Here is a 20,136-nt window from a genome sequence, read left to right as displayed (position 1 = left end):
CATCGTTGTGAAGCAATTAATCATTACGCTTCTAATGTGTCTTAGATGGGAAATAAACAAACACGATTTTTATTTGTAACAGGTGGAGTAGTTTCCTCACTTGGTAAGGGTGTTGCTGCTGCCTCTCTCGGTGCAGTTCTCGAAAGCAGAGGGCTTTCTGTCACTATTCTTAAATTAGATCCATATATCAACCTTGATCCTGGAACTATGAGCCCATTTCAGCATGGAGAAGTTTTCGTCACTGAAGATGGATCTGAAACTGATCTTGATTTAGGACATTATGAAAGGTTTCTTACGTCTAAGATGTCTAAATCCAATAACTTCACTACGGGACAAGTGTATGAAGAAGTTCTGAGAAAAGAAAGAAAAGGAGATTATTTAGGAGGTACGGTACAAGTTATTCCACACATAACTGACGAAATAAAAAAAAGAATTATAAAAGGGGCAGGGAATTCCGATGTGGCAATAGTCGAGATAGGTGGGACAGTAGGTGATATAGAATCTCAACCTTTTTTAGAAGCCATTAGGCAGATGAAGATAGATCTTCAATCCTATCAAACCTTATATATGCATTTGACTCTTTTACCGTTCTTGAAATCTGCAGGGGAAACTAAGACAAAACCTACACAAAGATCTGTGAAAGAGATGTTATCTCATGGCTTACAACCAGATATCTTGGTGTGTAGATCTGATAAACCAATGGAAGAAGAGGAAAGAAAGAAAATTGCATTATTCACTAACGTAAAACCAAATGCAGTCATCTCAATGCCAGATGTAGATTCGATTTATAAGATCCCTATCGAATTAAATTATCAAAGAGTCGATGAAATAGTATTAGAAAAATTCAAATTAAATTCTTCTAAGAAACCCAATTTAAGAGACTGGAGAAAGGTAATTAAAGAAGATCTCGAACCAAAAGAATTTGTCAAAATATCTATGGTTGGAAAGTATACGGAGCTTGCAGATGCCTACAAGTCCTTGAATGAAGCACTTAAACATGGAGGTTTTAAAAATAACCTTAAGGTAGATATAGACTATGTAGACTCAGAGAAATTGGATTCAAAAAACGTTCATAGGAAACTAGGAAAATCTGATGCAATTCTTGTTCCGGGAGGATTTGGAGAAAGAGGAATAGAGGGTATGGTTACCGCTGTTAAGTATGCCAGAACAAAATTAATACCTTACCTAGGTATCTGTCTTGGTATGCAGATAGCTGTAATTGAATTTGCTAGAAATGTTGCGAGACTGAAGTTAGCAAATAGTACTGAATTTGATAAGACTACTAATTATCCTGTTGTCGGTCTTATAAGCGAATGGCTAGATTCCGAGGGCTCAATAAAGAGACGAGATTCTAATTCCGATTTAGGCGGTACTATGAGGCTGGGCTCCCAAGAGTGTATTCTAGAAAATAATTCTTTGACTAAGGTTCTATATAAAAAGAGCAGGATTCAAGAGAGACATAGACACAGATATGAGGTCAATAATAACCTTATCGATATTTTAGTTTCTAAAGGATTAAAGGTTGTAGGTAAGTCTGCAGATAAAATGTTGGTTGAAGTTATTGAGATAGATGAACATCCTTGGTTTATTGGCTGTCAATTTCATCCAGAATTCACATCCGACCCAAGAAGTGGACATCCATTATTTACAGGATTTATTAAAGCTGCCAAGAAGAATAAAATAAGTAAATGAAAACTATAAAAATAGGAAACTTAGAGGTAGCTAATGATAAGCCTTTTGTACTTATCGCAGGCTTAAATGTTTTAGAGGATGATGAAACCATTAAGGATGTTATTGAGGAATGTATAAAGCTAACCAAAAAATATGACATACCTTATATCTTTAAAGCTTCATACGATAAGGCTAATAGGTCTTCAATAGATTCTTATCGGGGACCTGGTGTTGAAAAAGGTTTAAAAAAATTACTCGAGTTGAAAAAAGATTATAAAGTCCCTCTTATTTCAGATATACACAATTCGGAAGAGGCTGAATTAGCTTCTAATGTTTTAGATGTGATCCAGATTCCAGCATTTTTAAGTAGACAGACAGATTTGATTGAAGCTGCATGCGCCACCTCCCTGCCTATAAATATAAAAAAAGGTCAATTTCTTGCTCCATCAGACATGAATAATATATTAAAAAAATGTAGTTATTTTCAAAACGAAAATATAATGATTTGCGAGCGCGGAACCTCTTTTGGATACAATAATTTAGTTGTTGATATGTTAGGAATGGTTGAACTTAAAAATAACTCTCCTGTAATTTTTGATGTTACTCATTCTTTACAAAAACCAGGAGGTTTGGGCGATAAAGCGGATGGAAGAGGATCTAGCGTTTTAGACTTAGCAAGAGCAGGTATGTCCCTGGGTCTGGCTGGATTATTCCTTGAAGTACATCCTGATCCAACAAAAGCTTTATGTGATGGTCCATGTGCCTTGCCTTTACGAAAACTTGATCAATTCCTGAATAAAGTCAAGAACTTAGATAACTTAATTAAGGAGTTTAAATAAGGGTTTTCTATGAAAATACAAAACATAGAAGGTTTTGAAGTTATAGACTCAAGAGGCAATCCAACAGTAGCAGCAAGAGTTAACCTTGAAGGCTCAATATCTGCTTTAGCGATGGTACCCTCTGGAGCTTCGACTGGTCAGCATGAAGCAAATGAGAAACGTGATAAAGATGCAAACAGATATCTTGGCAAGGGTGTCTTAGGTGCGGTTAATGCAATCAATACAGAGATATCCTCCTTACTAAAAGGTAAGGGTATATTTGACCTGCTAGCTAATGACAAGCTGATGATAGATGCAGACGGCACTTCCAATAAAAGTAATCTTGGAGCAAATGCAATCCTGGCTGTTTCAATGGCGTCTGCAAAAGCTGCTTCGATAGCAAATAATATTCCTCTTTATACCTTTTTAAATAATAAATATTCAGAATTCTGTAATACAGATATTTCACCCTCTCTTCCAATTCCCATGATGAATATTCTTAACGGCGGAGCCCATGCAGATAATCCAATCGATTTTCAAGAATTCATGATTCAACCAAGAGGGTTCAATTCTTTTTCTGAAACGTTAAGAGCCGGAGTGGAGATATTTCATACTCTAAAAAATATCCTCTCTACAAAAGGTCTAAATACATCAGTAGGTGATGAAGGAGGTTTTGCTCCAAACATAAAATCACCTGAAGAGGCTCTTGACCTAATTATGATGGCAATAGAAAAGGCAGGATATGTTCCAGGCGAACAAGTTGCGTTATGTCTGGATATAGCTGCAACTGAATTTTATTCGGATTCAGTTTATAGCCTCGTAGGCATGAATAAAGATTTTAGCTCTGCTGACATGATAGGATACATTCAAGAATTGTGTAAAAAATATCCTATAAGCTCAGTTGAAGATGGGCTTGATGAAGATGATTGGGACGGATGGACAAAACTGACTGAATTGTTAGGTTCACAAATTCAACTAGTCGGTGATGACTTGTTTGTTACCAACCCAGAGAGAATTAAGAAAGGCATTAAAAGTAATTCTGCCAATTCAGTTCTAGTTAAGGTAAATCAGATTGGAACACTTCTAGAAACTTTTGAATCCGTTAAAACTTCTTTGGATAATAATTTTACTACTGTTATTTCTCATAGATCTGGTGAAACTGAAGATACATTTATTGCAGATTTAGCTGTAGCAGTGGCTTCAGGTCAGATAAAGACAGGAGCACCATCAAGATCAGACAGGGTAGCTAAATACAATAGACTATTGATGATAGAGTCGGATTCTAAAATATATATTAGATGATAAAAAAAGTAATCCTAATCTTAAAGGTGCAACCTATTTTCTTTGCTTCATTTATCATATTAAGTTTTATAATCGGACTAACTCAATATCAATTTTGGTTTGGAGATTTTAGTAGGAGCGACCTACAAATTCTCAAAGAAGATATTGCTTTAGTCGAATCAGAGACTAATTTGATAAAGGAACAAAATCAAGAATTGCTAATAGAAAAACAAAAATTAAGCTCTGGAAAGGAAGCCCTAGAAGGAGCAGCTAGAATAGAGCTTGGAATGATAAAACAAGGTGAAAAGTTTTATGTTTTTAAAGAAGAGGCTTCTGTTGACTCATTAAAAGAAAATTAAATTGATAGAACCATTCGTAGTAATATTACCCGGCGCAGGATTAGGATTGCGTTTTGACTCAGATACCCCAAAGCAATTTCAAAGAATAGAAGGAAAGTTAGTTATTGACTATTCCATAGATCTTTTTTTAACTTTTAATGAATGTAAAAGAATAATCATAGCCTTGCCTGATATACATTCATTGGATGAAAAATTTAAAAAAGATGAGAGAATAAGAATTATTGAAGGAGGAGATTCTAGGGCAGACTCTGTAAGGGAAGGTTTTAACATGTTGATGTCGTTAGGACATAAACAGCATATATTGATTCATGATGTTGCTAGACCTTGTCTAAAGTTGGCCGACGTCCAAAGTTTTTTGAATATTTTTTCATCTTCAAAAGCAGATGGGATGATTTTTGCAAAACCTAGTACAGATACATTAAAGTCTTCAAAAGATGGTAAAGTCATTGATAATACGGTCGATAGATCGTTATTTTGGGAGGCACAAACACCCCAAATTTTCAATTCCCAGAAATTATCTGAAGCTTATCATTCTTACGTTGGAGATTTAAGTAAGGTTACAGACGAATCATCTCTTTTCGATAACAAAAAAGAGAATATACTTTTATTCAAAAGCCCTTCCAATAATATGAAAATAACTAACCCAGGCGATTTACAATTAGCAGAGCATTTAATAAGGAGTTTTCAGGAATAGATATATGCGTATTGGACATGGATATGATGCCCATAAGCTGGTTCAAGGCAGTGGAATGACTTTGGGAGGCATTGAAATTAAATGCGATTACTCTCTTGAAGCTCATTCTGACGGAGATATTTTAGTACATGCTTTGATTGATGCTTTACTGGGAGCAGCAGCTTACGGTGATCTCGGAACTTATTTTCCTTCTGAAGATCAGTCACTTAAGAATATTTCTAGCCTATCTATGTTATCTACAGTTTTAGAGAAACTTAATTCAGATGGTTACAAGATTTCTAATATTGACCTCACTTATGTGGGGCAAGTGCCTAAAATATTATCTTACAGTAAACAAATTAGACAAAATTTGTCTACCTTCATTAACATGGACATCGAAAATATAAGTTGTAAAGCTACAACAACCGATCATTTAGGATTTGAAGGAAAACTGGAAGGAATATCTTGTCACTGTGTTGTGTTAATAGAACGTCAATAAAGATAAAAAATGAAAATTCTACTTTCAAATGATGATGGATATGATGCTCCAGGACTAGAAGTGCTTTTTGAGACGCTCAAGGATTTTGCAGAACTTTGTGTCGTAGCTCCGGAAGAAAATAACAGCGGAGCAGGATGTTCCATAACAACTAATAAACCTATGCATGTAACCAAACAAAAAAATGGTTTTTTCTCTGTTAGTGGCAGACCCGCAGACTGCGTTTATCTTGGAATAAATGAGTTAGCTCCGTGGAAACCAGATATTGTGATTAGTGGTATAAACCTTGGTGCAAATATGGGAGAAGACCTACTTTATTCTGGAACAGTAGGTGCTGCATTAGAAGCTAGGGGCTTAGAGTATCCTTCAATAGCTATATCTGCCGCTGCGTTTCATCAACCAGGCTCTGAAGATTTCATGGAACCTAATTATCAAACTTCTGCAAATGTAATTCTAGATCTCCTTCAAAATTATGAATTAGCTAAAATTGATCCATCTCTAGTTTTAAATATCAATACACCTAATGTTGAATTTTCAAAGGATCTTGGATACGTAATTACCTCAGTAGGGACATGGGGAGCAAGAAATCCTCCTAGTGTAGAGAGAGATTTAAAAGGTAATCAAACTTACTGGACCACTCATAGGGATAAATTTCCAGAGAATATAAAGAATTCCGATATAGCAACATTACAAGATAGTAAAGTTTCTATTTCCCCAATTAATCCCAGTTTCACTCTTGACGAAGAATCGAATGGAAACTTCAATTTGAAAATGAAATGAGCCTAGATAATGAAAATTTGCAAGGTCAGGGCATGACCTCCTTAAGAACAAGGCAAAGACTAATTGAAAGACTGACTGAGAAAGGTATATCAGATGTAAGAATATTAGAGGCAATGAGAGATAGCCCTAGGCATTTATTCTTAGATGAAGCTCTCGCAACAAGGGCATATGAAGATTTGTCCTTACCAATTGGTTATCAGCAGACAATCTCTCAGCCCTACATCGTAGCTAGGATGACAGAATGTCTGATTTCAGATGAGCGTTTATCAGAAATTCCACTTGAAAATACTCTAGAAATTGGAACAGGTTGCGGTTATCAAACATATCTTTTGTCTATTTTTTCAAAAAAGGTTACAACTATTGAAAGAATTGAGCCTCTTCAAATTAAAGCTAAGAATATTCTTAAGAATCTAAAGGTTAATAATGTATCTTTTAAGTTTGGTGATGGTAACAACTTAGGTCAGAAACACTACGATGCCATTCTTTCAGCAGCAGCTCCTTTAGAAGTTCCACATAACCTTAAAGAGCGTCTTACTATTGGTGGTAAATTAATTTTACCTGTGGGCAATAATGAACAACAAGTTCTTACCTTGGTAAAAAGAATTTCAGAAGATAAATTTTTAGAAGAAAAACTTGAAGAGGTTATGTTCGTTCCTTTGCTCAAAGGAGTAGTTTCATAAATAAAGAAGGTAAATTCTCTCTATTCTGCAAAGGAATTGCAATGGGAGTAGCAGAGGTTATTCCGGGTATTTCTGGAGGCACTCTAGCCCTTATCTTGGGTATATACGAGAGACTTATAAACGCTATCAGCTCTTTTAATCTAGACCTTATTAGTTTGCTCAAGGATAAAAGAATATTTGAAGCTTGGGATCAAGTTGATGGAACTTTTATAACATTGCTTGTCATTGGTATGTTAACCTCGATTTTCATCTTTTCTTCTCTCATATTATTCTTCATGGAAGAATATCCTTTTTTTTTCAAGTCCTTTTTGTCGAGCATTTTGCTCTATTCAGCTTTTTTAGAGCCACTGAAACCCAAAATGTCAGCACGATTTTTATTAGGATTAACCCTTTCAATTTGTATTTGCAGTTTTCTGTATCTTTTACCTTCTAGAGAATTCGTGGATATAAACCTTTTGTACTTATTCTTTTCAGGTTTCATTGCCGTTACAGCATTAATAATTCCAGGTATATCTGGTAGTTTTATTCTTCTCTTACTTGGCACATATACCACCATGTTAATGGCTGTAAGGGATTTAAATTTCTATCTAATTTTTATCTTTCTATTAGGATCAATAATTGGTTTATTTGTTACAGTCAGATTTATCAAGTTTCTATATGAAAAGGAAAGACACTTACTCCTTTCAATTTTCTTTGGTTTAGTGATTTTTTGCATACCACTTATTTGGATCAATGAAACCAGTAATTCAACTACTGACTTTAAATTTTTATCTGTCGCAATTGGAGGTGCGCTTGGTTTTCTCTTAATCTTTTTATTTAAAAAGATTACGAGAAATTAGCGTTCGATCATATCAAATTTATCTTTTACTTTTTTCCATTGTTCTGAGTCAGGAAGAGGATCTTTTTGCTCAACTATATTGGGCCATTCCATGCAGAACTCTGCATTCAGTTCTATATATCTTATTTGATCTTCTGGAACTTCATCTTCTGAATAAATAGCATCTATCGGACATTCAGGTTCACATAATGCGCAGTCGATACATTCATCTGGATTAATAACTAACATATTGGGACCTTCGTAGAAACAGTCTACAGGACAAACTTCTACACAGTCTGTTAACTTGCATTTGACACATGCATCTCCAACAATAAAAGCCATTAAGCAACATTTTACCAGCTAACCAATATTTGAGTAACCACCTCCTAGACAAAGATATGATTTCTGTTCTAATAACAAAAAACACTAATTAGTAAATTGGAATTAACTGATCTAGAAAATCTTAGCTCAAAATTAGGAGCTCTTCTTCTTGAAAAGAAGATGTTTTTTACATGCGCAGAGTCATGCACAGGTGGATTATTATCTCAATCTATAGTTTCTGTGTCTGGAAGTTCAGCTTGGTTTGGGTGTAGTTTTATTACATATTCAAACTACTCTAAGCATAAGATGCTTGGTGTCTCAAAGGATTCACTTAAGTCGTATGGAGCTGTAAGCGAAGAAGTAGTCGGAGAAATGGTTAATGGAGCTCTAAGTGAAAGCAGAGCAAATCTTGGTATTGCAATAAGCGGTATAGCGGGACCAGGTGGAGGCTCTCCTGAAAGACCTGTAGGAACTGTATGTATAGCCTGGAAACTCAATGAAGGAGCAGAAATTAAAGAAACATTCCTATTTCATGGTAATAGAAACGAAGTAAGATACAGAACTGTTTTAAAAGCTTTAGAGGGGGCTATAGACTTATTAAAGTAAAATTTAAATAATACTGTTCATTTATACAGTATTTTGTATAATGCAATAATATTCTAAACGGAGAAATATTATGGCTCATAAAAAGGTGACTGACATAAAAGAAGTAGATAAATCCAAGCAGCTAGATAGCGCATTAGGCCAAATTGAGAGACAGTTTGGTTCAGGGACTGTCATGCGTATGGGAGAAAAGAGGCATGAAAAAGTTCCTGCTATTCCAACTGGATCATTAGGGCTAGATATTGCATTGGGCATAGGTGGACTTCCCAGAGGAAGAATCGTTGAGATTTATGGCCCGGAGTCTTCTGGTAAAACAACACTTACTCTTGAAGTGATAGCACAATGCCAAAAATTAGGTGGTACTGCGGCATTTATAGATGCTGAGCATGCATTAGATCCCATTTATGCTGAAAAACTGGGAGTAAACGTTGATGAATTGTTAGTTTCGCAACCTGATACCGGTGAGCAAGCTTTAGAAGTTGCAGATATTATGGTTTCATCTGGCGGGATCGATATATTGGTTATTGATTCTGTAGCAGCATTAGTTCCTAAAGCTGAAATAGAAGGAGAGATGGGAGACCATCATGTTGGTCTGCAAGCAAGATTAATGTCACAAGCTCTTAGGAAGATTACTGGAAATGTTCAGAAGTCTGATACCTTGGTCATATTTATAAATCAAATAAGACACAAAATAGGAGTCATGTTTGGAAGTCCGGAAACGACTGCAGGAGGAAATGCTCTCAAGTTTTATTCCTCTGTGAGAATGGATATAAGAAGAATCGGCACTGTTAAAGATGGTGATGAGGCTGTAGGCAATGAAACTCGAGTGAAGGTCGTCAAAAATAAAGTATCACCACCTTTTAAACAGGCAGAATTTCAGATACTTTACAACAAAGGGATAAATAGATTGGGAGAGCTAATTGATAAAGGAGCTGATCTAGATATCATAGAAAAGGCAGGTGCTTGGTATAGTTACGAAGGTGAGAAAATAGGACAAGGCAAGGCTAACTCCATCGAGTTTCTTGAACAAAATCCTAAATTACTGAAGACGATAGAAAAGCGTGTAATGGATTCCATTAACAAGGAGGATTAATTACTCTTTCTCAAAATACCTATTTTGTTATAGGATTCAAATGTGGCGACCAATTGAGTCGCCACTTTTATGAAAATTAAGGAGATATTATGGGGAATGCATATATAGTCGGTGCAGTAAGAACACCAGGCGGTAGGAAAAATGGAAAGCTTAGTCAGTGGCATCCTGCTGATCTAGGAGCACTCGTTCTGGATGAAATAGTAGAAAGAACCGGAGCTCAGCCCGAAATGATTGATGATGTAATTTTTGGGTGTGTCAGTCAGTCTGGTGCGCAATCAGGAAATATAGCAAGAACAGCTGTATTAGCCTCTTCTTTACCTGAATCAGTTCCAGGTACAACAGTTGATAGGCAATGTGGTTCTTCTCAACAAGCAATTCACTTTGCTGCACAGGCAGTCATGTCTGAAACGCAGGATATAGTTATAGCTGGCGGAGTAGAGGTAATGAGTCAAGTGCCCATTGGGGCAGCAATCATTGATAGCTTTAATGCAGGGCATGGTCAACCTTTTGGAGGCAAGGGTACTAGTAAGAGATATCCTGGCGTGCAATTTAGCCAATTCACTGGGGCTGAAATGATGGCTGAAAGATGGAAAATGCCAAGAGAAGAATTGGATAGCTTTGCTTTGGCGAGTCACCAAAAAGCTATTAATGCAACAGAAAGTGGCTTTTTTGATAGAGAAATAGTTCCTGTAGAGGGAGATCTTCCTAATGGTGAGAAGGAGATGGTCACTGTGGATGAAGGCATTAGATTTGATGCAAGTAAAGAAAGTCTTTCTGGTTTGAATACTCTAACTGATGAAGGAGTTTTAACAGCCGGAACATCAAGCCAAATTTGTGACGGAGCAGCTGCAGTTATGCTTGTAAATGATGCTGGTCTTAAAAAGCTTGGACTTAAACCAAGGGCAAAGGTAGTAGCTTTAGCTTTAGCAGGCGATGATCCAGTAATTATGTTGACTGGACCGATACCTGCTTCAAAAAATGTATTAGAAAAGGCATCTATGTCTATCGAAGATATAGATTTGTATGAAGTGAATGAGGCTTTTGCTCCAGTTCCGTTGGCTTGGGCAAAAGAATTAAATGCTGATTTAGGCAAATTAAATGTTAACGGCGGAGCAATGGCTCTTGGTCATCCATTAGGAGGAACAGGAGCAAAACTTATGACTACCTTGTTACATGAATTAGAAAGAAGGGAAGCTAGGTTTGGTTTACAAGCGATTTGTGAAGGCGGAGGCACTGCCAACGCAATGATAATTGAAAGAATCAGCTAGCTTTTAATAATTGAAACAAGATCTTGATGAGAAACTAACCTAGGCTTCTCATCAAGTCTCCCCTTCAATTCAATTTCACCGGTTTCTATAGTTCTTTCACCGATAATTATTATGACAGGAATTCCTATAACTTCCATGTCTGCAAACTTTACTCCGGGCCTTTTATCTCTATCATCCCAAAGCACGTCAATCTCATTATCTATTAGTAATTGATATATTTCTGAGCATTTTAGTTTTATTTCCTCTTTATTCTTTTGATTAACTTCAACTATAGCTACTTCAAAAGGAGCTAGAGATTTTGGCCATATAATTCCTCTATCATCATAGTTTTGTTCAATCGAAGCTGCCACTATTCTTGAAGCTCCGATTCCGTAACATCCCATTTCAGGATATATATCTTTATCTTCACCTTGAATCCTCAGGTTTAGAACCTCAGAGTACTTACTTCCAAGTTTGAATATATGTCCAACTTCAATTCCTCTTTTTAACTTTAGCAATCCTTTACCATCTGGACTGAGCATACCCTCTAGTGAAGCAGGGTCTTGGCCTTCTTGAAGTTCCGCCAAAAGCTCTGCATTAATTGCGTAATCACTTTTGTCACTGAAAGCTAGAAGGTCTTCCCCCGAATCTGCAAGAACGTGAAATTCTTCTGAATCAGAGCCACCTATAGCGCCACTATCTGCTTTGACAATTCTGTAATCTAATCCTAAGGCATCGAATATTTGTATGTATGCTTCCTTCATAATAGAGTAACTTTTATCCATACCTTCTTTATCAAGATCAAAAGAATACGCATCTTTCATAATGAATTCTCTGGATCTCATAACTCCGAATCTAGGTCTTATTTCATCCCGAAATTTGGTTTGAATTTGATATAAATTTAAAGGAAGTTGTTTATAACTGGTTATGAGATTTTTACATAAATCAGTAATTATTTCCTCGTGGGTTGGCCCAAGGCAGAATTTATTCTCGTGTCGGTCAAAAAATACTAAAAGCTCTTGTCCATACTTATCAATTCTTCCAGATTCTTCCCACAGCGAAGCTGGCTGGACCATAGGCATCAAGATTTCCTGGGCTCCTGAATCGTTCATACCTTTTCTGATGATATTCTCTACTTTTTGAAGTACTTTTTTTCCTAATGGAAGCCAGTTATATATTCCAGATGAAACTTGTCTAATCAGACCAGCCCTAATCATGAGTTGATGGCTAATTATCTCTGCATCAGCAGGATTTTCTCTTTGAGTGCCTAAGATTAAGTGTGAAGCTTTCATAAAGTAGCTTGGTAATACTAACATATAGCTAGTTTTCGAGAATCTATATAATTAAAATTGCTATAATTACCAATTGAACTGAGATTCAACATTATTTATTTAATTATCGTTTATGCCGACATATATATTTAAGAATACAAAAACCGATGAGGTTTTTGAGAAACAAATGCGAATTTCAGAGCTAGACCAATTTAAGAAAGAAAATCCTGATCTGATTCAGATGCCTACAGCTCCATCATTTAGACTTAAAGGAACAGGATGGTATGAAACAGACTTTAAAACAGGAAATAAAAAAAATATTGCTAAAAGCGATAACGAAACTCAGTCATCTCCAAAGCCTAAAGAAAAAAAAGATTCATCGACAAAAAAAGTATCATCTGAAAAGAAATGAAAAGAACGCATAAATGTAACCAAGTTACTGCAGACTTAATAGGCCAAGAGATTGCAATTTCGGGCTGGATTCAGAGAAGGCGGGATCATGGCGGTGTAATCTTTTTTGATATAAGAGATGAAGACGGATTGGTTCAAGTTGTCTATAACCCAGAATCTAAAGACACATTTTCCTTGGCAGAGACTTGTAGAAATGAATTTGTAATATTCTCAAAAGGGGTAGTAAGAGAGAGGCCAGTCGGCACGGCTAATGATAATTTAGTAACGGGAGAGGTAGAGATTATTGCTTCTGATCTTGAGATTCTAAACCCATCTTTGCCAATACCTTTTCAATTAGATGAATATTCATCGGTTGGAGAAGAGACACGCTTAAAATTTAGATTCTTGGATTTGAGACGGACTGAAATGCAAGATAATCTCAGACTAAGATCAAAAGTATCAACCTCACTCAGAAGCTACCTAGATAATGAAGATTTTATTGAAATAGAAACACCTCTTTTAACTAAAGCAACGCCGGAAGGTGCACGAGATTATTTAGTTCCCAGCAGAACATTTCCAGGTCAATTCTTTGCTTTACCTCAGTCTCCACAATTATTTAAGCAAACATTAATGGCTTCCGGTTTTGAAAAGTATTTTCAATTTGCTAAATGTTTCAGAGATGAGGATTTAAGGGCTGATCGACAGCCAGAATTTACACAATTAGACATAGAAATGTCCTTCGTAGATTCTAAAGAGGTTATGAGCTTAATAACCAAGATGATTAAGCAAGTATTTAAAGAATCATTGTCAGTTGATTTAGGAGAGTTTATAGAGATCACATACCGTGAAGCTATTGAGAAATATGGTATTGATAAACCAGACCTAAGAAATCCTCTAGAGTTAATTGAAGTAAAAGAATTGTTTAAAGAATGTGATTTTAAGGTTTTTAATGAACCAGCGAATGACAAAGATTCGAGAATTGCAGCGATTAAAGTACCTAATGGTAGGTTATTAACTAGGAAACAAATAGATGACTATACAGAGTTTGTTGGAAACTATGGTGCAAAAGGACTAGCCTACATAAGGGTAGAAGATCCCTCGAAAGGAAAAGAGGGACTTCAGTCGCCAATTATAAAATTTATAGAGGATTCCATCATAGAGTCTTTAGTATCATCTTTAGAAGTTCAGGAAGGAGATATTATTTTCTTTGGAGCAGGAAAAAGAAATATTGTGAATGATTCATTGGCTGCGTTGCGGGATCTCATCGCAAAAGATCTTGATTTACTTACTTGTGAATGGGCACCATGCTGGGTAGTAGATTTTCCAATGTTTGAGAAAAATAAAAGTGGAGATTTAACGCCATTACATCATCCATTTACTGCTCCGAAATGTACTGCAGATGAACTAAAAAACAACCCGCTTGGCGCTTTAACAGAGGCATATGATATTGTTTTAAATGGTACTGAGCTTGGAGGCGGTTCTGTAAGAATACATGATAGATTGATGCAAGAGACTGTTTTGAAGCTTCTCAGTATTAATGAGAAAGAGGCAGAAGAGAAATTTGGTTTCTTAATTGCAGCATTACAGCACGGCTGTCCGCCGCATGCAGGACTGGCAATTGGTTTTGATAGAATGATTATGCTTATGACTGGTTCGGATTCTATAAGGGATGTAATCGCCTTTCCTAAAACTCAAACAGCATCTTGTTTACTTACTGAGGCACCAGGACAAGCTGCGCAGGAACAACTTGAAGAATTACATATTAGGTTCCATGGACTAGAAAAGGAGGATTAAGTGGCTGGTCATTCAAAGTGGGCAAATATTAAGCATCGAAAAGGGAGACAGGATGCTAAGAGAGGCAAGATTTTTTCTGTATTAATCAGAGAACTTACAGTTGCGGCAAAGCTTGGTGGTGGGGTAACAGATGATAATCCAAGACTGCGTACTGCAGTTGATAAGGCTTTAGCTGCAAATATGACTAAAGATACTATTGAAAGAGCTATTCAAAGAGGAGCTGGTGGCTTAGAAGGTGAAAATTTAGAGGAAGTAAGTTTTGAAGGATATGGACCAGGCGGAATAGCAATAATTGTAGAATCTATGACAGATAATAATAATCGCACAGTAGCTGAAGTAAGACATGCATTCACAAAATCAGGTGGTAATCTAGGAACTAACGGGTCCGTATCTTACCTGTTTGAAAAAAAAGGCTTAATAAATACTGCCCCTGATCAAGATGCAGACCAGGTAATGGAGATTTCAATTGAAGCTGGAGCTGAAGATATTGAAGTAAATGAAGACGATAGTATAACAGTGAGCTCCTCACCAGAAGATTTTGAAAATATAAAAAAAGCTCTGTTGGAGAAGGAAATTGATCTTATTGATTCTGATGTAGCCTTAATTCCAGAGACAACTGTCAAAGCCGATTTAGATACCTCTTTGAAGGTGTTTAAGCTGCTTGAAATGCTTGAAGACCTTGACGATACTCAAAATGTTACCTCCAATATAGAGTTTGCTGAAGGCATGCTGGATCAATTGGATTAATATGACAAATTCTAGAAATAAAGGGGCTTCTTTCGAAAGAGAAGTGGCTAATTTGTTGACTAATGATTTGAATTTGAGAAATAGTATTAGAAGAGTACTCGAGCAAACCAGAGAGAAGCATTTACCTGATTTAATATTGGGAAGGTGGTATCTCGAATGTAAGAGATATGGATCTGGAGCTGAACCATTAGATGCTTGGTGGAAGCAAGTCTTAGAGGCTACAAAAAATAAAGGAATCCCTGCTTTAGTATACAAATTCGATAGAAGGCCAATTAAAGTTAGAGTGCCTCTAGGAGCCATTAATCCTTCACTTCATTTAGATTCACCTTTTACAGCAGATCTATTATGGGATGACTTTATTTTTCTCCTAAAAGAACTTTATGCTAACGATATAGCTGATCATGAACAAATAGACTAATGAAGGATTATCACTTAAGAATTTATTACGAAGATACAGATGCACAAGGTGTTGTATATTATGCTAACTATCTGAAATTTTTTGAAAGAGCCAGAACCGAGTATTTAAGAGAAGTTGGTTACGAACAAATGAAGCTTATGCAGGAAGGTATTATATTTATTGTCAGGAGTCTCGAGCTAAAACTTATAAAGCCAGCAAAGTTAGATGACTCTGTTAAAGTGAGAACTGAATTGTCAAAGCTTGGAAAAGTAAGTTTTGATTTTAAACAAACCGCATATGTAAATGATTCCTTGATTACTGAAGCGAATATTAAATGCGGTAGCTTAGATCCTATAACTTTTACTCCTTCAGCACTTCCTGAATATTTATACAAAGGAATGAAAAAATTACTTTTATAATTATATGGATCTCTCAATTTTAGAATTATTTTTAAATGCAAGCATTGTAGTTAAATCTGTCATAGTGATTCTAATTCTTGCATCTCTTGTCTCATGGATGATAATTTTCGAGCGTTGGATTTACATAAAAAAAGTAAATCAGGAATTCTTCGATTTTGAAACTAGATTCTGGTCAGATTCAGGACTAGAAGCTTTACTTTTAACAAGTCAAGAAGGGGAGCATGAACCAATTGGGGCTGAATATATTTTTCAAGTTGGATATCTTGACTACAAACGTCTCATTGCAGAAAAAATTGATTCTGATACTATCATATTAAGTGTGCAGAGAAATATGCAGGCTGCGTTGACAAAAGAGCAATCATTGCTTGAAAAACATTTACCTTTTTTAGCCACTATTGCTTCTGTGAGTCCTTACATAGGTTTGTTTGGAACGGTTTGGGGCATAATGAACTCGTTCAGAGGGTTAGCCGGTTCATCTCAAGCAACATTATCTGCAGTAGCTCCTGGTATTTCTGAAGCTCTTATTGCAACTGCGATAGGACTTTTTGCAGCGATACCTGCTTTAATCGCCTACAACAAGTATATATCTGATTCTGATAGACTCATTTCAAGTTTTGAAGGATTTAAAGAGGAATTTTCATCGGTTCTTCATCGAGATATGCAGTCTGATAAAAAATGAAACGAAGAAATCTAATATCTGATATTAATGTTGTTCCTTATATCGATGTTATGCTGGTTTTGTTAGTTATCTTTATGATATCTGCACCTTTGATGGTTCAAGGAATTCAAATAAACCTTCCCGAATCGTCCTCAGAGGCTCTACCAGTCAAGAATAATGAACCTCTCATTATTTCCATTAAAAAAGATGGTGCTATCTTTCTAGAAACTGAATCCACCAAAGACAGATCTCTAAGTCTTGAGGAGATGAACAATTTTGTGTCGAAGATTTTTGAAGCTAGTCCCGGTTTACAAGTCGTCATAAGAGGTGATCGTGAAGTGAAGTACGATAGAGTCATGACTGTTATGGCTGAGTTACAAATAGCCGGAGCTAGTGACATAGGATTAATCTCACAACCTATAACATCTAAGTGAACTATTTTGCTCCACTCTTTTTATCAGTATTTATTCATTTTGGTATAGTTTTATCCTTTTCAAATTTTTTCACCATAGACTTTGATAAATTTAATATTGAAGCGGAAAAACCTATTACTGCATATATTATCTTTGCTGAAAATAAAAAGACCCAAAAAGAACCCATCAAAATTACACAAGATCTTCCAAATAAGACTATCTTGGAAGTTGAGGCCGAAAAGATAGAGATCACTAGCAGTACTTCAGTCATAGAAGCAATTGAAGCTCTGAAAAATATTAAAACTTCCGATAATCGAGAAAGAGTGGAAGTATCTCAATCCGATGTTGAGAAATACTCTTATGTAATAAAAAAACAAGTCATGGCTAACTGGAAAAGACCTAAAAATTTAAATTCTAATTTAAAGACTGAAATCCAAATTAATCTTGTGCCTACGGGTGAGATTATATCTTCAACAATAATAAAAGGGAGTGGCAACAAAATTTTTGATGATTCAGCTTTGTCTGCAGTTTTAAAGGTTAGATCTTTTGAAGGTTTAAACATGCAGATGAATCTATTTGATCAGCACTTTAGAGAATTTATTTTAATATTTAGCCCTAATTAATTTGAATGACGCAATGTTTTACAAAAATATCATTTTAATAACTGCATCATTATTTTTTCTTTCAACACTTTCTGGACAGCTTAGAATAGAGATCAAAGGTGGACTAGAGGACCCAATTAATGTGGCGGTAGTTCCTATGAAATGGAATTTAGATACCCCTCAAGATTTATTTATTCATGAGGTAATAAAGTCTGATCTAGAATCATTCGGAGAATTCGATGTATTGCCTCCTAAGAATATGTTGAGCCTACCTAGTTCTAAAGAAGAAGTTTTTTTTAAAGACTGGAGAATATTAGGAACAGATTTCTTGGTGATAGGAAATGTAGGTCCTTCGGAGGTAGAGAATGAAATAAAAGTTTCATTTATCATTTTTGATGTTGTGAAAGAAAGATTAATACATAGAGGGGTAGTATTTGGTACCAAAAGATCTTTGAGAAGAATCAGTCATAAAATCAGTGATAACATTTATTCAAAAATACATGGAATACCAGGTATTTTTTCAACTCAAATAGCCTATATAGATAAGCCGTCTGTCAGTGATCCTAACTATAACTTAATGATTTCAGATCTAGATGGATTTCAGAGTTTATCTCTTTTTTCTTCTCCTCAACCTTTGATGTCTCCAAGTTGGTCTCCGGACAGGAAAAAAATTGCATATGTATCTTTTGAAGAAGGAACATCGCGTATCTTCATACAGCAGCTTTCTAATGCCGAAAGGTTTGGTCTTAAACTAGAAAGAGGTATTAATAGCTCACCAAATTGGTCACCAAATGGTGATAAATTATCTGCTGTTCTATCCAGGACAGGTAATCCGGATATTTTTATTTACGATCTTAAACTTTCTAACTGGATCCAAGTTACAAATCACTTTGGAATTGATACTGAACCAGATTGGTCACCTGATTCTAGAAAAATTTTATTTACCTCAAATAGATCCGGTTCACCGCAAATATATGAAGCAAATGTAAAAACGAAGAGAATAAAAAGAATTACGTTCGATGGAACTTATAATGCGAGGGGTAGGTATCTACCCAACGGAAAGGATATTGTCTTTGTTCATAGAAGAAATGGTATCTTCCACATAGCCAAGCAAAACCTTAGATCTGGAAATATAAATATATTAACCGATACTTCATTAGATGAATCTCCAACAGTTTCACCTAATGGAAATGTGGTTATTTATGCAACTAAGGATGGTGATAAGGATATATTGGCTGGTATTACTCTAGATGGTAAGACAAAATTTATTATGCCTTCATTGAAGGGAGAGGCGAGAGAACCGTCCTGGTCTCCTTTGATAGATTAGAATCAAAATAGAAGTATAATAGAAACAGGAGGCTTAAATGAACATCATACAAAAATCTTTAATAACTTTTCTCGTAATTACTGTAGCTTCATGCAGTTCTGTCTCAATGGATAGGACAAGCGATTCAACAGCCATATCCGCATCTGCATCAGGTGCTTACTCCGATAGCGGTCTTACATCTAACAATATTCTTTACTTTGCATATGATAGATCAGATATCAATTCTGAAGGCAGGGCGAAAATTAGATCTCTAGCTAATGTTATAAAAGAAAATAATTTAAGTGTAAGGGTTGAGGGACATTGTGATGAGAGAGGTACTCGTGAATATAATTTAGCCCTTGGAGAACAAAGAGCTAAAACAGTCGCTGAATTATTAATTATCAATGGAGTTTCTTCAGAAAAAATTTCTACTGTAAGTTATGGTGAGGAAAAACCAGCCGTATCTGGCTCTAATGAGAGCTCTTGGTCAAAGAATAGAAGGGCACTAGTTAAAACATTCTGATTAATTTGAAAAATATTTTTTTTAGTTTTTTTCTTCTATCTACCTTTACGATTTTTTCTGAAGAAAATGAAAGTTTAGAACTTCTCTATAAAAAGATAGAAGTACTTGAAGAGGAAATTAGAGATTTAAGAAATATACTTGAGGAAAATTCCACTCTGGTTGATAGGTCTCTTGAACTTCAACAGCAGAGATATTTAGACTTAGATTCAAGAATATTAGAAATATCGAAAATCTCATCAGAAAAGCTAAGCTCAGTTGATGAGGAGGGCCAGTATTCAGATTCTGAAGAAAAAGAGTTATTTAAGTCAGCGTTAATTTTATTTGAAGAATCAAGATTCGCTGAGGCCCTAGAAATTTTCTCTCAAATTATAATTACTTTCCCTAATGGAGCTTTTACCGCTGATGCATATTTCTGGTCTGGTGAATTATTTTTGGCTCAAGAGATGTACGAAGATGCCAAACTAAGCTTTAAAAATGTAGTAGACAATTTTTATCAACATTCTAGAGCACCAGATTCTTTGTTTAAATTAGGTGAAATTTATAGAATAGAAGGTGATATTGCTGGATCATTAGGATTTTATAATAGGGTCAATGAAGATTTTCCTGATTCAGGAGCTTCTCAACTATCAAAAAAATCACAAGAAATTTTAAAAGAAGAGTCGAATTTACTTGAGTAAACCTTTAAAATACGCAATTTTCGGGCCGTTAGCTCAGTCGGTAGAGCAGTTCGCTTTTAACGAATTGGTCCTGCGTTCGAGTCGCAGACGGCCCACCAAC

General features: G+C 35.7%; 25 protein-coding genes and 1 tRNA gene. 24 read left to right on the top strand and 2 right to left on the bottom strand.

Annotation, left to right across the window (positions count from 1 at the left end):
- The first annotated feature begins 45 nt into the window (after nt 1–45).
- From M9C83_05450 to M9C83_05410, 9 genes are read left to right on the top strand one after another with little or no spacing between them, the layout of a single operon-like run.
- Complete coding sequence (locus M9C83_05450) at nt 46–1,692, top strand: CTP synthase (protein ID URQ66101.1); 1,647 nt, start codon at nt 46–48, stop codon at nt 1,690–1,692.
- Nucleotides 1,689–2,510, top strand: coding sequence for a 3-deoxy-8-phosphooctulonate synthase (gene kdsA, locus M9C83_05445; protein URQ66100.1), 822 nt, complete (start codon nt 1,689–1,691; stop codon nt 2,508–2,510). Before M9C83_05450 ends, kdsA begins: the two co-directional genes overlap by 4 nt.
- A gap of 9 nt (nt 2,511–2,519) precedes the next feature.
- Nucleotides 2,520–3,791: a phosphopyruvate hydratase gene (eno, locus tag M9C83_05440; protein ID URQ66099.1), complete on the top strand. Its 1,272-nt coding sequence runs from the start codon at nt 2,520–2,522 to the stop codon at nt 3,789–3,791.
- On the top strand, nt 3,788–4,129 hold the full coding sequence (locus tag M9C83_05435; protein ID URQ66098.1) for a septum formation initiator family protein: 342 nt from the start codon (nt 3,788–3,790) through the stop codon (nt 4,127–4,129). Before eno ends, M9C83_05435 begins: the two co-directional genes overlap by 4 nt.
- Nucleotide 4,130: 1 nt before the next feature.
- Complete coding sequence (locus M9C83_05430; protein URQ66097.1) at nt 4,131–4,823, top strand: 2-C-methyl-D-erythritol 4-phosphate cytidylyltransferase; 693 nt, start codon at nt 4,131–4,133, stop codon at nt 4,821–4,823.
- 4 nt (nt 4,824–4,827) lie between these two features.
- A complete protein-coding gene (gene ispF, locus M9C83_05425; GenBank protein ID URQ66096.1) occupies nt 4,828–5,301 on the top strand; it encodes a 2-C-methyl-D-erythritol 2,4-cyclodiphosphate synthase in 474 nt (157 codons plus the stop codon).
- Nucleotides 5,302–5,310: 9 nt separating this feature from the next.
- Nucleotides 5,311–6,078 carry a 5'/3'-nucleotidase SurE gene (surE, locus tag M9C83_05420; protein ID URQ66095.1) on the top strand — a complete coding sequence of 256 codons (768 nt, stop codon included), beginning with the start codon at nt 5,311–5,313 and terminating at the stop codon, nt 6,076–6,078.
- Nucleotides 6,075–6,758 (top strand): protein-L-isoaspartate(D-aspartate) O-methyltransferase, encoded by a 684-nt coding sequence (locus tag M9C83_05415; GenBank protein URQ66094.1) that lies wholly within the window; start codon nt 6,075–6,077, stop codon nt 6,756–6,758. The genes surE and M9C83_05415 overlap by 4 nt, the downstream gene beginning before the upstream one ends.
- A 41-nt stretch (nt 6,759–6,799) precedes the next feature.
- On the top strand, nt 6,800–7,597 hold the full coding sequence (locus M9C83_05410; protein URQ66093.1) for a DUF368 domain-containing protein: 798 nt from the start codon (nt 6,800–6,802) through the stop codon (nt 7,595–7,597).
- Here the strand turns inward: M9C83_05410 and M9C83_05405 are convergent.
- The gene (locus M9C83_05405) at nt 7,594–7,917 is read right to left on the bottom strand and encodes a ferredoxin family protein (protein URQ66092.1); all 324 of its coding nucleotides are present in this window, start codon (nt 7,915–7,917) and stop codon (nt 7,594–7,596) included. The genes M9C83_05410 and M9C83_05405 overlap by 4 nt on opposite strands.
- 159 nt (nt 7,918–8,076) lie before the next feature.
- Here M9C83_05405 and M9C83_05400 point away from each other — a divergent pair, with 159 nt between their 5' ends.
- From M9C83_05400 to M9C83_05390, 3 genes are all read left to right on the top strand, one after another.
- Nucleotides 8,077–8,502 carry a CinA family protein gene (locus tag M9C83_05400; protein ID URQ67400.1) on the top strand — a complete coding sequence of 142 codons (426 nt, stop codon included), beginning with the start codon at nt 8,077–8,079 and terminating at the stop codon, nt 8,500–8,502.
- Between the two features lie 70 nt (nt 8,503–8,572).
- The gene (gene recA, locus M9C83_05395; protein ID URQ66091.1) at nt 8,573–9,592 is read left to right on the top strand and encodes a recombinase RecA; all 1,020 of its coding nucleotides are present in this window, start codon (nt 8,573–8,575) and stop codon (nt 9,590–9,592) included.
- Between the two features lie 89 nt (nt 9,593–9,681).
- Nucleotides 9,682–10,860: an acetyl-CoA C-acetyltransferase gene (locus M9C83_05390; protein URQ66090.1), complete on the top strand. Its 1,179-nt coding sequence runs from the start codon at nt 9,682–9,684 to the stop codon at nt 10,858–10,860.
- Here the strand turns inward: M9C83_05390 and proS are convergent.
- The gene (gene proS, locus M9C83_05385; protein URQ66089.1) at nt 10,857–12,131 is read right to left on the bottom strand and encodes a proline--tRNA ligase; all 1,275 of its coding nucleotides are present in this window, start codon (nt 12,129–12,131) and stop codon (nt 10,857–10,859) included. The two genes, M9C83_05390 and proS, sit on opposite strands and share 4 nt — an antisense overlap.
- 166 nt (nt 12,132–12,297) lie before the next feature.
- On the opposite strand from proS, the gene M9C83_05380 reads away from it, so the two are divergent.
- The 12 genes from M9C83_05380 (at nt 12,298) to M9C83_05325 (ending at nt 20,134) form a co-directional block, all read left to right on the top strand.
- Nucleotides 12,298–12,522: a hypothetical protein gene (locus tag M9C83_05380; protein URQ66088.1), complete on the top strand. Its 225-nt coding sequence runs from the start codon at nt 12,298–12,300 to the stop codon at nt 12,520–12,522.
- The gene (aspS, locus tag M9C83_05375; GenBank protein URQ66087.1) at nt 12,519–14,294 is read left to right on the top strand and encodes an aspartate--tRNA ligase; all 1,776 of its coding nucleotides are present in this window, start codon (nt 12,519–12,521) and stop codon (nt 14,292–14,294) included. The genes M9C83_05380 and aspS overlap by 4 nt, the downstream gene beginning before the upstream one ends.
- On the top strand, nt 14,295–15,041 hold the full coding sequence (locus tag M9C83_05370; protein URQ66086.1) for a YebC/PmpR family DNA-binding transcriptional regulator: 747 nt from the start codon (nt 14,295–14,297) through the stop codon (nt 15,039–15,041).
- 1 nt (nt 15,042) lies between these two features.
- On the top strand, nt 15,043–15,459 hold the full coding sequence (locus tag M9C83_05365; protein URQ66085.1) for a hypothetical protein: 417 nt from the start codon (nt 15,043–15,045) through the stop codon (nt 15,457–15,459).
- The gene (locus tag M9C83_05360) at nt 15,459–15,857 is read left to right on the top strand and encodes a YbgC/FadM family acyl-CoA thioesterase (GenBank protein URQ66084.1); all 399 of its coding nucleotides are present in this window, start codon (nt 15,459–15,461) and stop codon (nt 15,855–15,857) included. The genes M9C83_05365 and M9C83_05360 overlap by 1 nt, the downstream gene beginning before the upstream one ends.
- 4 nt (nt 15,858–15,861) lie before the next feature.
- Complete coding sequence (tolQ, locus tag M9C83_05355; protein ID URQ66083.1) at nt 15,862–16,536, top strand: protein TolQ; 675 nt, start codon at nt 15,862–15,864, stop codon at nt 16,534–16,536.
- On the top strand, nt 16,533–16,949 hold the full coding sequence (gene tolR, locus M9C83_05350; protein ID URQ66082.1) for a protein TolR: 417 nt from the start codon (nt 16,533–16,535) through the stop codon (nt 16,947–16,949). The genes tolQ and tolR overlap by 4 nt, the downstream gene beginning before the upstream one ends.
- Nucleotides 16,946–17,551 carry a TonB C-terminal domain-containing protein gene (locus tag M9C83_05345; protein URQ66081.1) on the top strand — a complete coding sequence of 202 codons (606 nt, stop codon included), beginning with the start codon at nt 16,946–16,948 and terminating at the stop codon, nt 17,549–17,551. Before tolR ends, M9C83_05345 begins: the two co-directional genes overlap by 4 nt.
- Nucleotides 17,552–17,564: 13 nt before the next feature.
- Nucleotides 17,565–18,857 carry a Tol-Pal system beta propeller repeat protein TolB gene (gene tolB / locus M9C83_05340; GenBank protein URQ66080.1) on the top strand — a complete coding sequence of 431 codons (1,293 nt, stop codon included), beginning with the start codon at nt 17,565–17,567 and terminating at the stop codon, nt 18,855–18,857.
- A 37-nt stretch (nt 18,858–18,894) separates the two neighbouring features.
- A complete protein-coding gene (gene pal / locus M9C83_05335) occupies nt 18,895–19,359 on the top strand; it encodes a peptidoglycan-associated lipoprotein Pal (protein ID URQ66079.1) in 465 nt (154 codons plus the stop codon).
- 5 nt (nt 19,360–19,364) lie between these two features.
- Nucleotides 19,365–20,036, top strand: a complete 672-nt coding sequence (locus tag M9C83_05330; protein URQ66078.1) for a tetratricopeptide repeat protein — start codon at nt 19,365–19,367, stop codon at nt 20,034–20,036.
- 22 nt (nt 20,037–20,058) lie between these two features.
- Nucleotides 20,059–20,134 (top strand) — tRNA-Lys (locus M9C83_05325).
- Nucleotides 20,135–20,136: the final 2 nt, after the last annotated feature.

This window comes from SAR86 cluster bacterium, assembly GCA_023703575.1.
In the GTDB taxonomy this organism is placed as follows: domain Bacteria; phylum Pseudomonadota; class Gammaproteobacteria; order Magnimaribacterales; family Magnimaribacteraceae; genus Magnimaribacter.
This window is presented reverse-complemented; position numbering and strand designations above follow the sequence as displayed.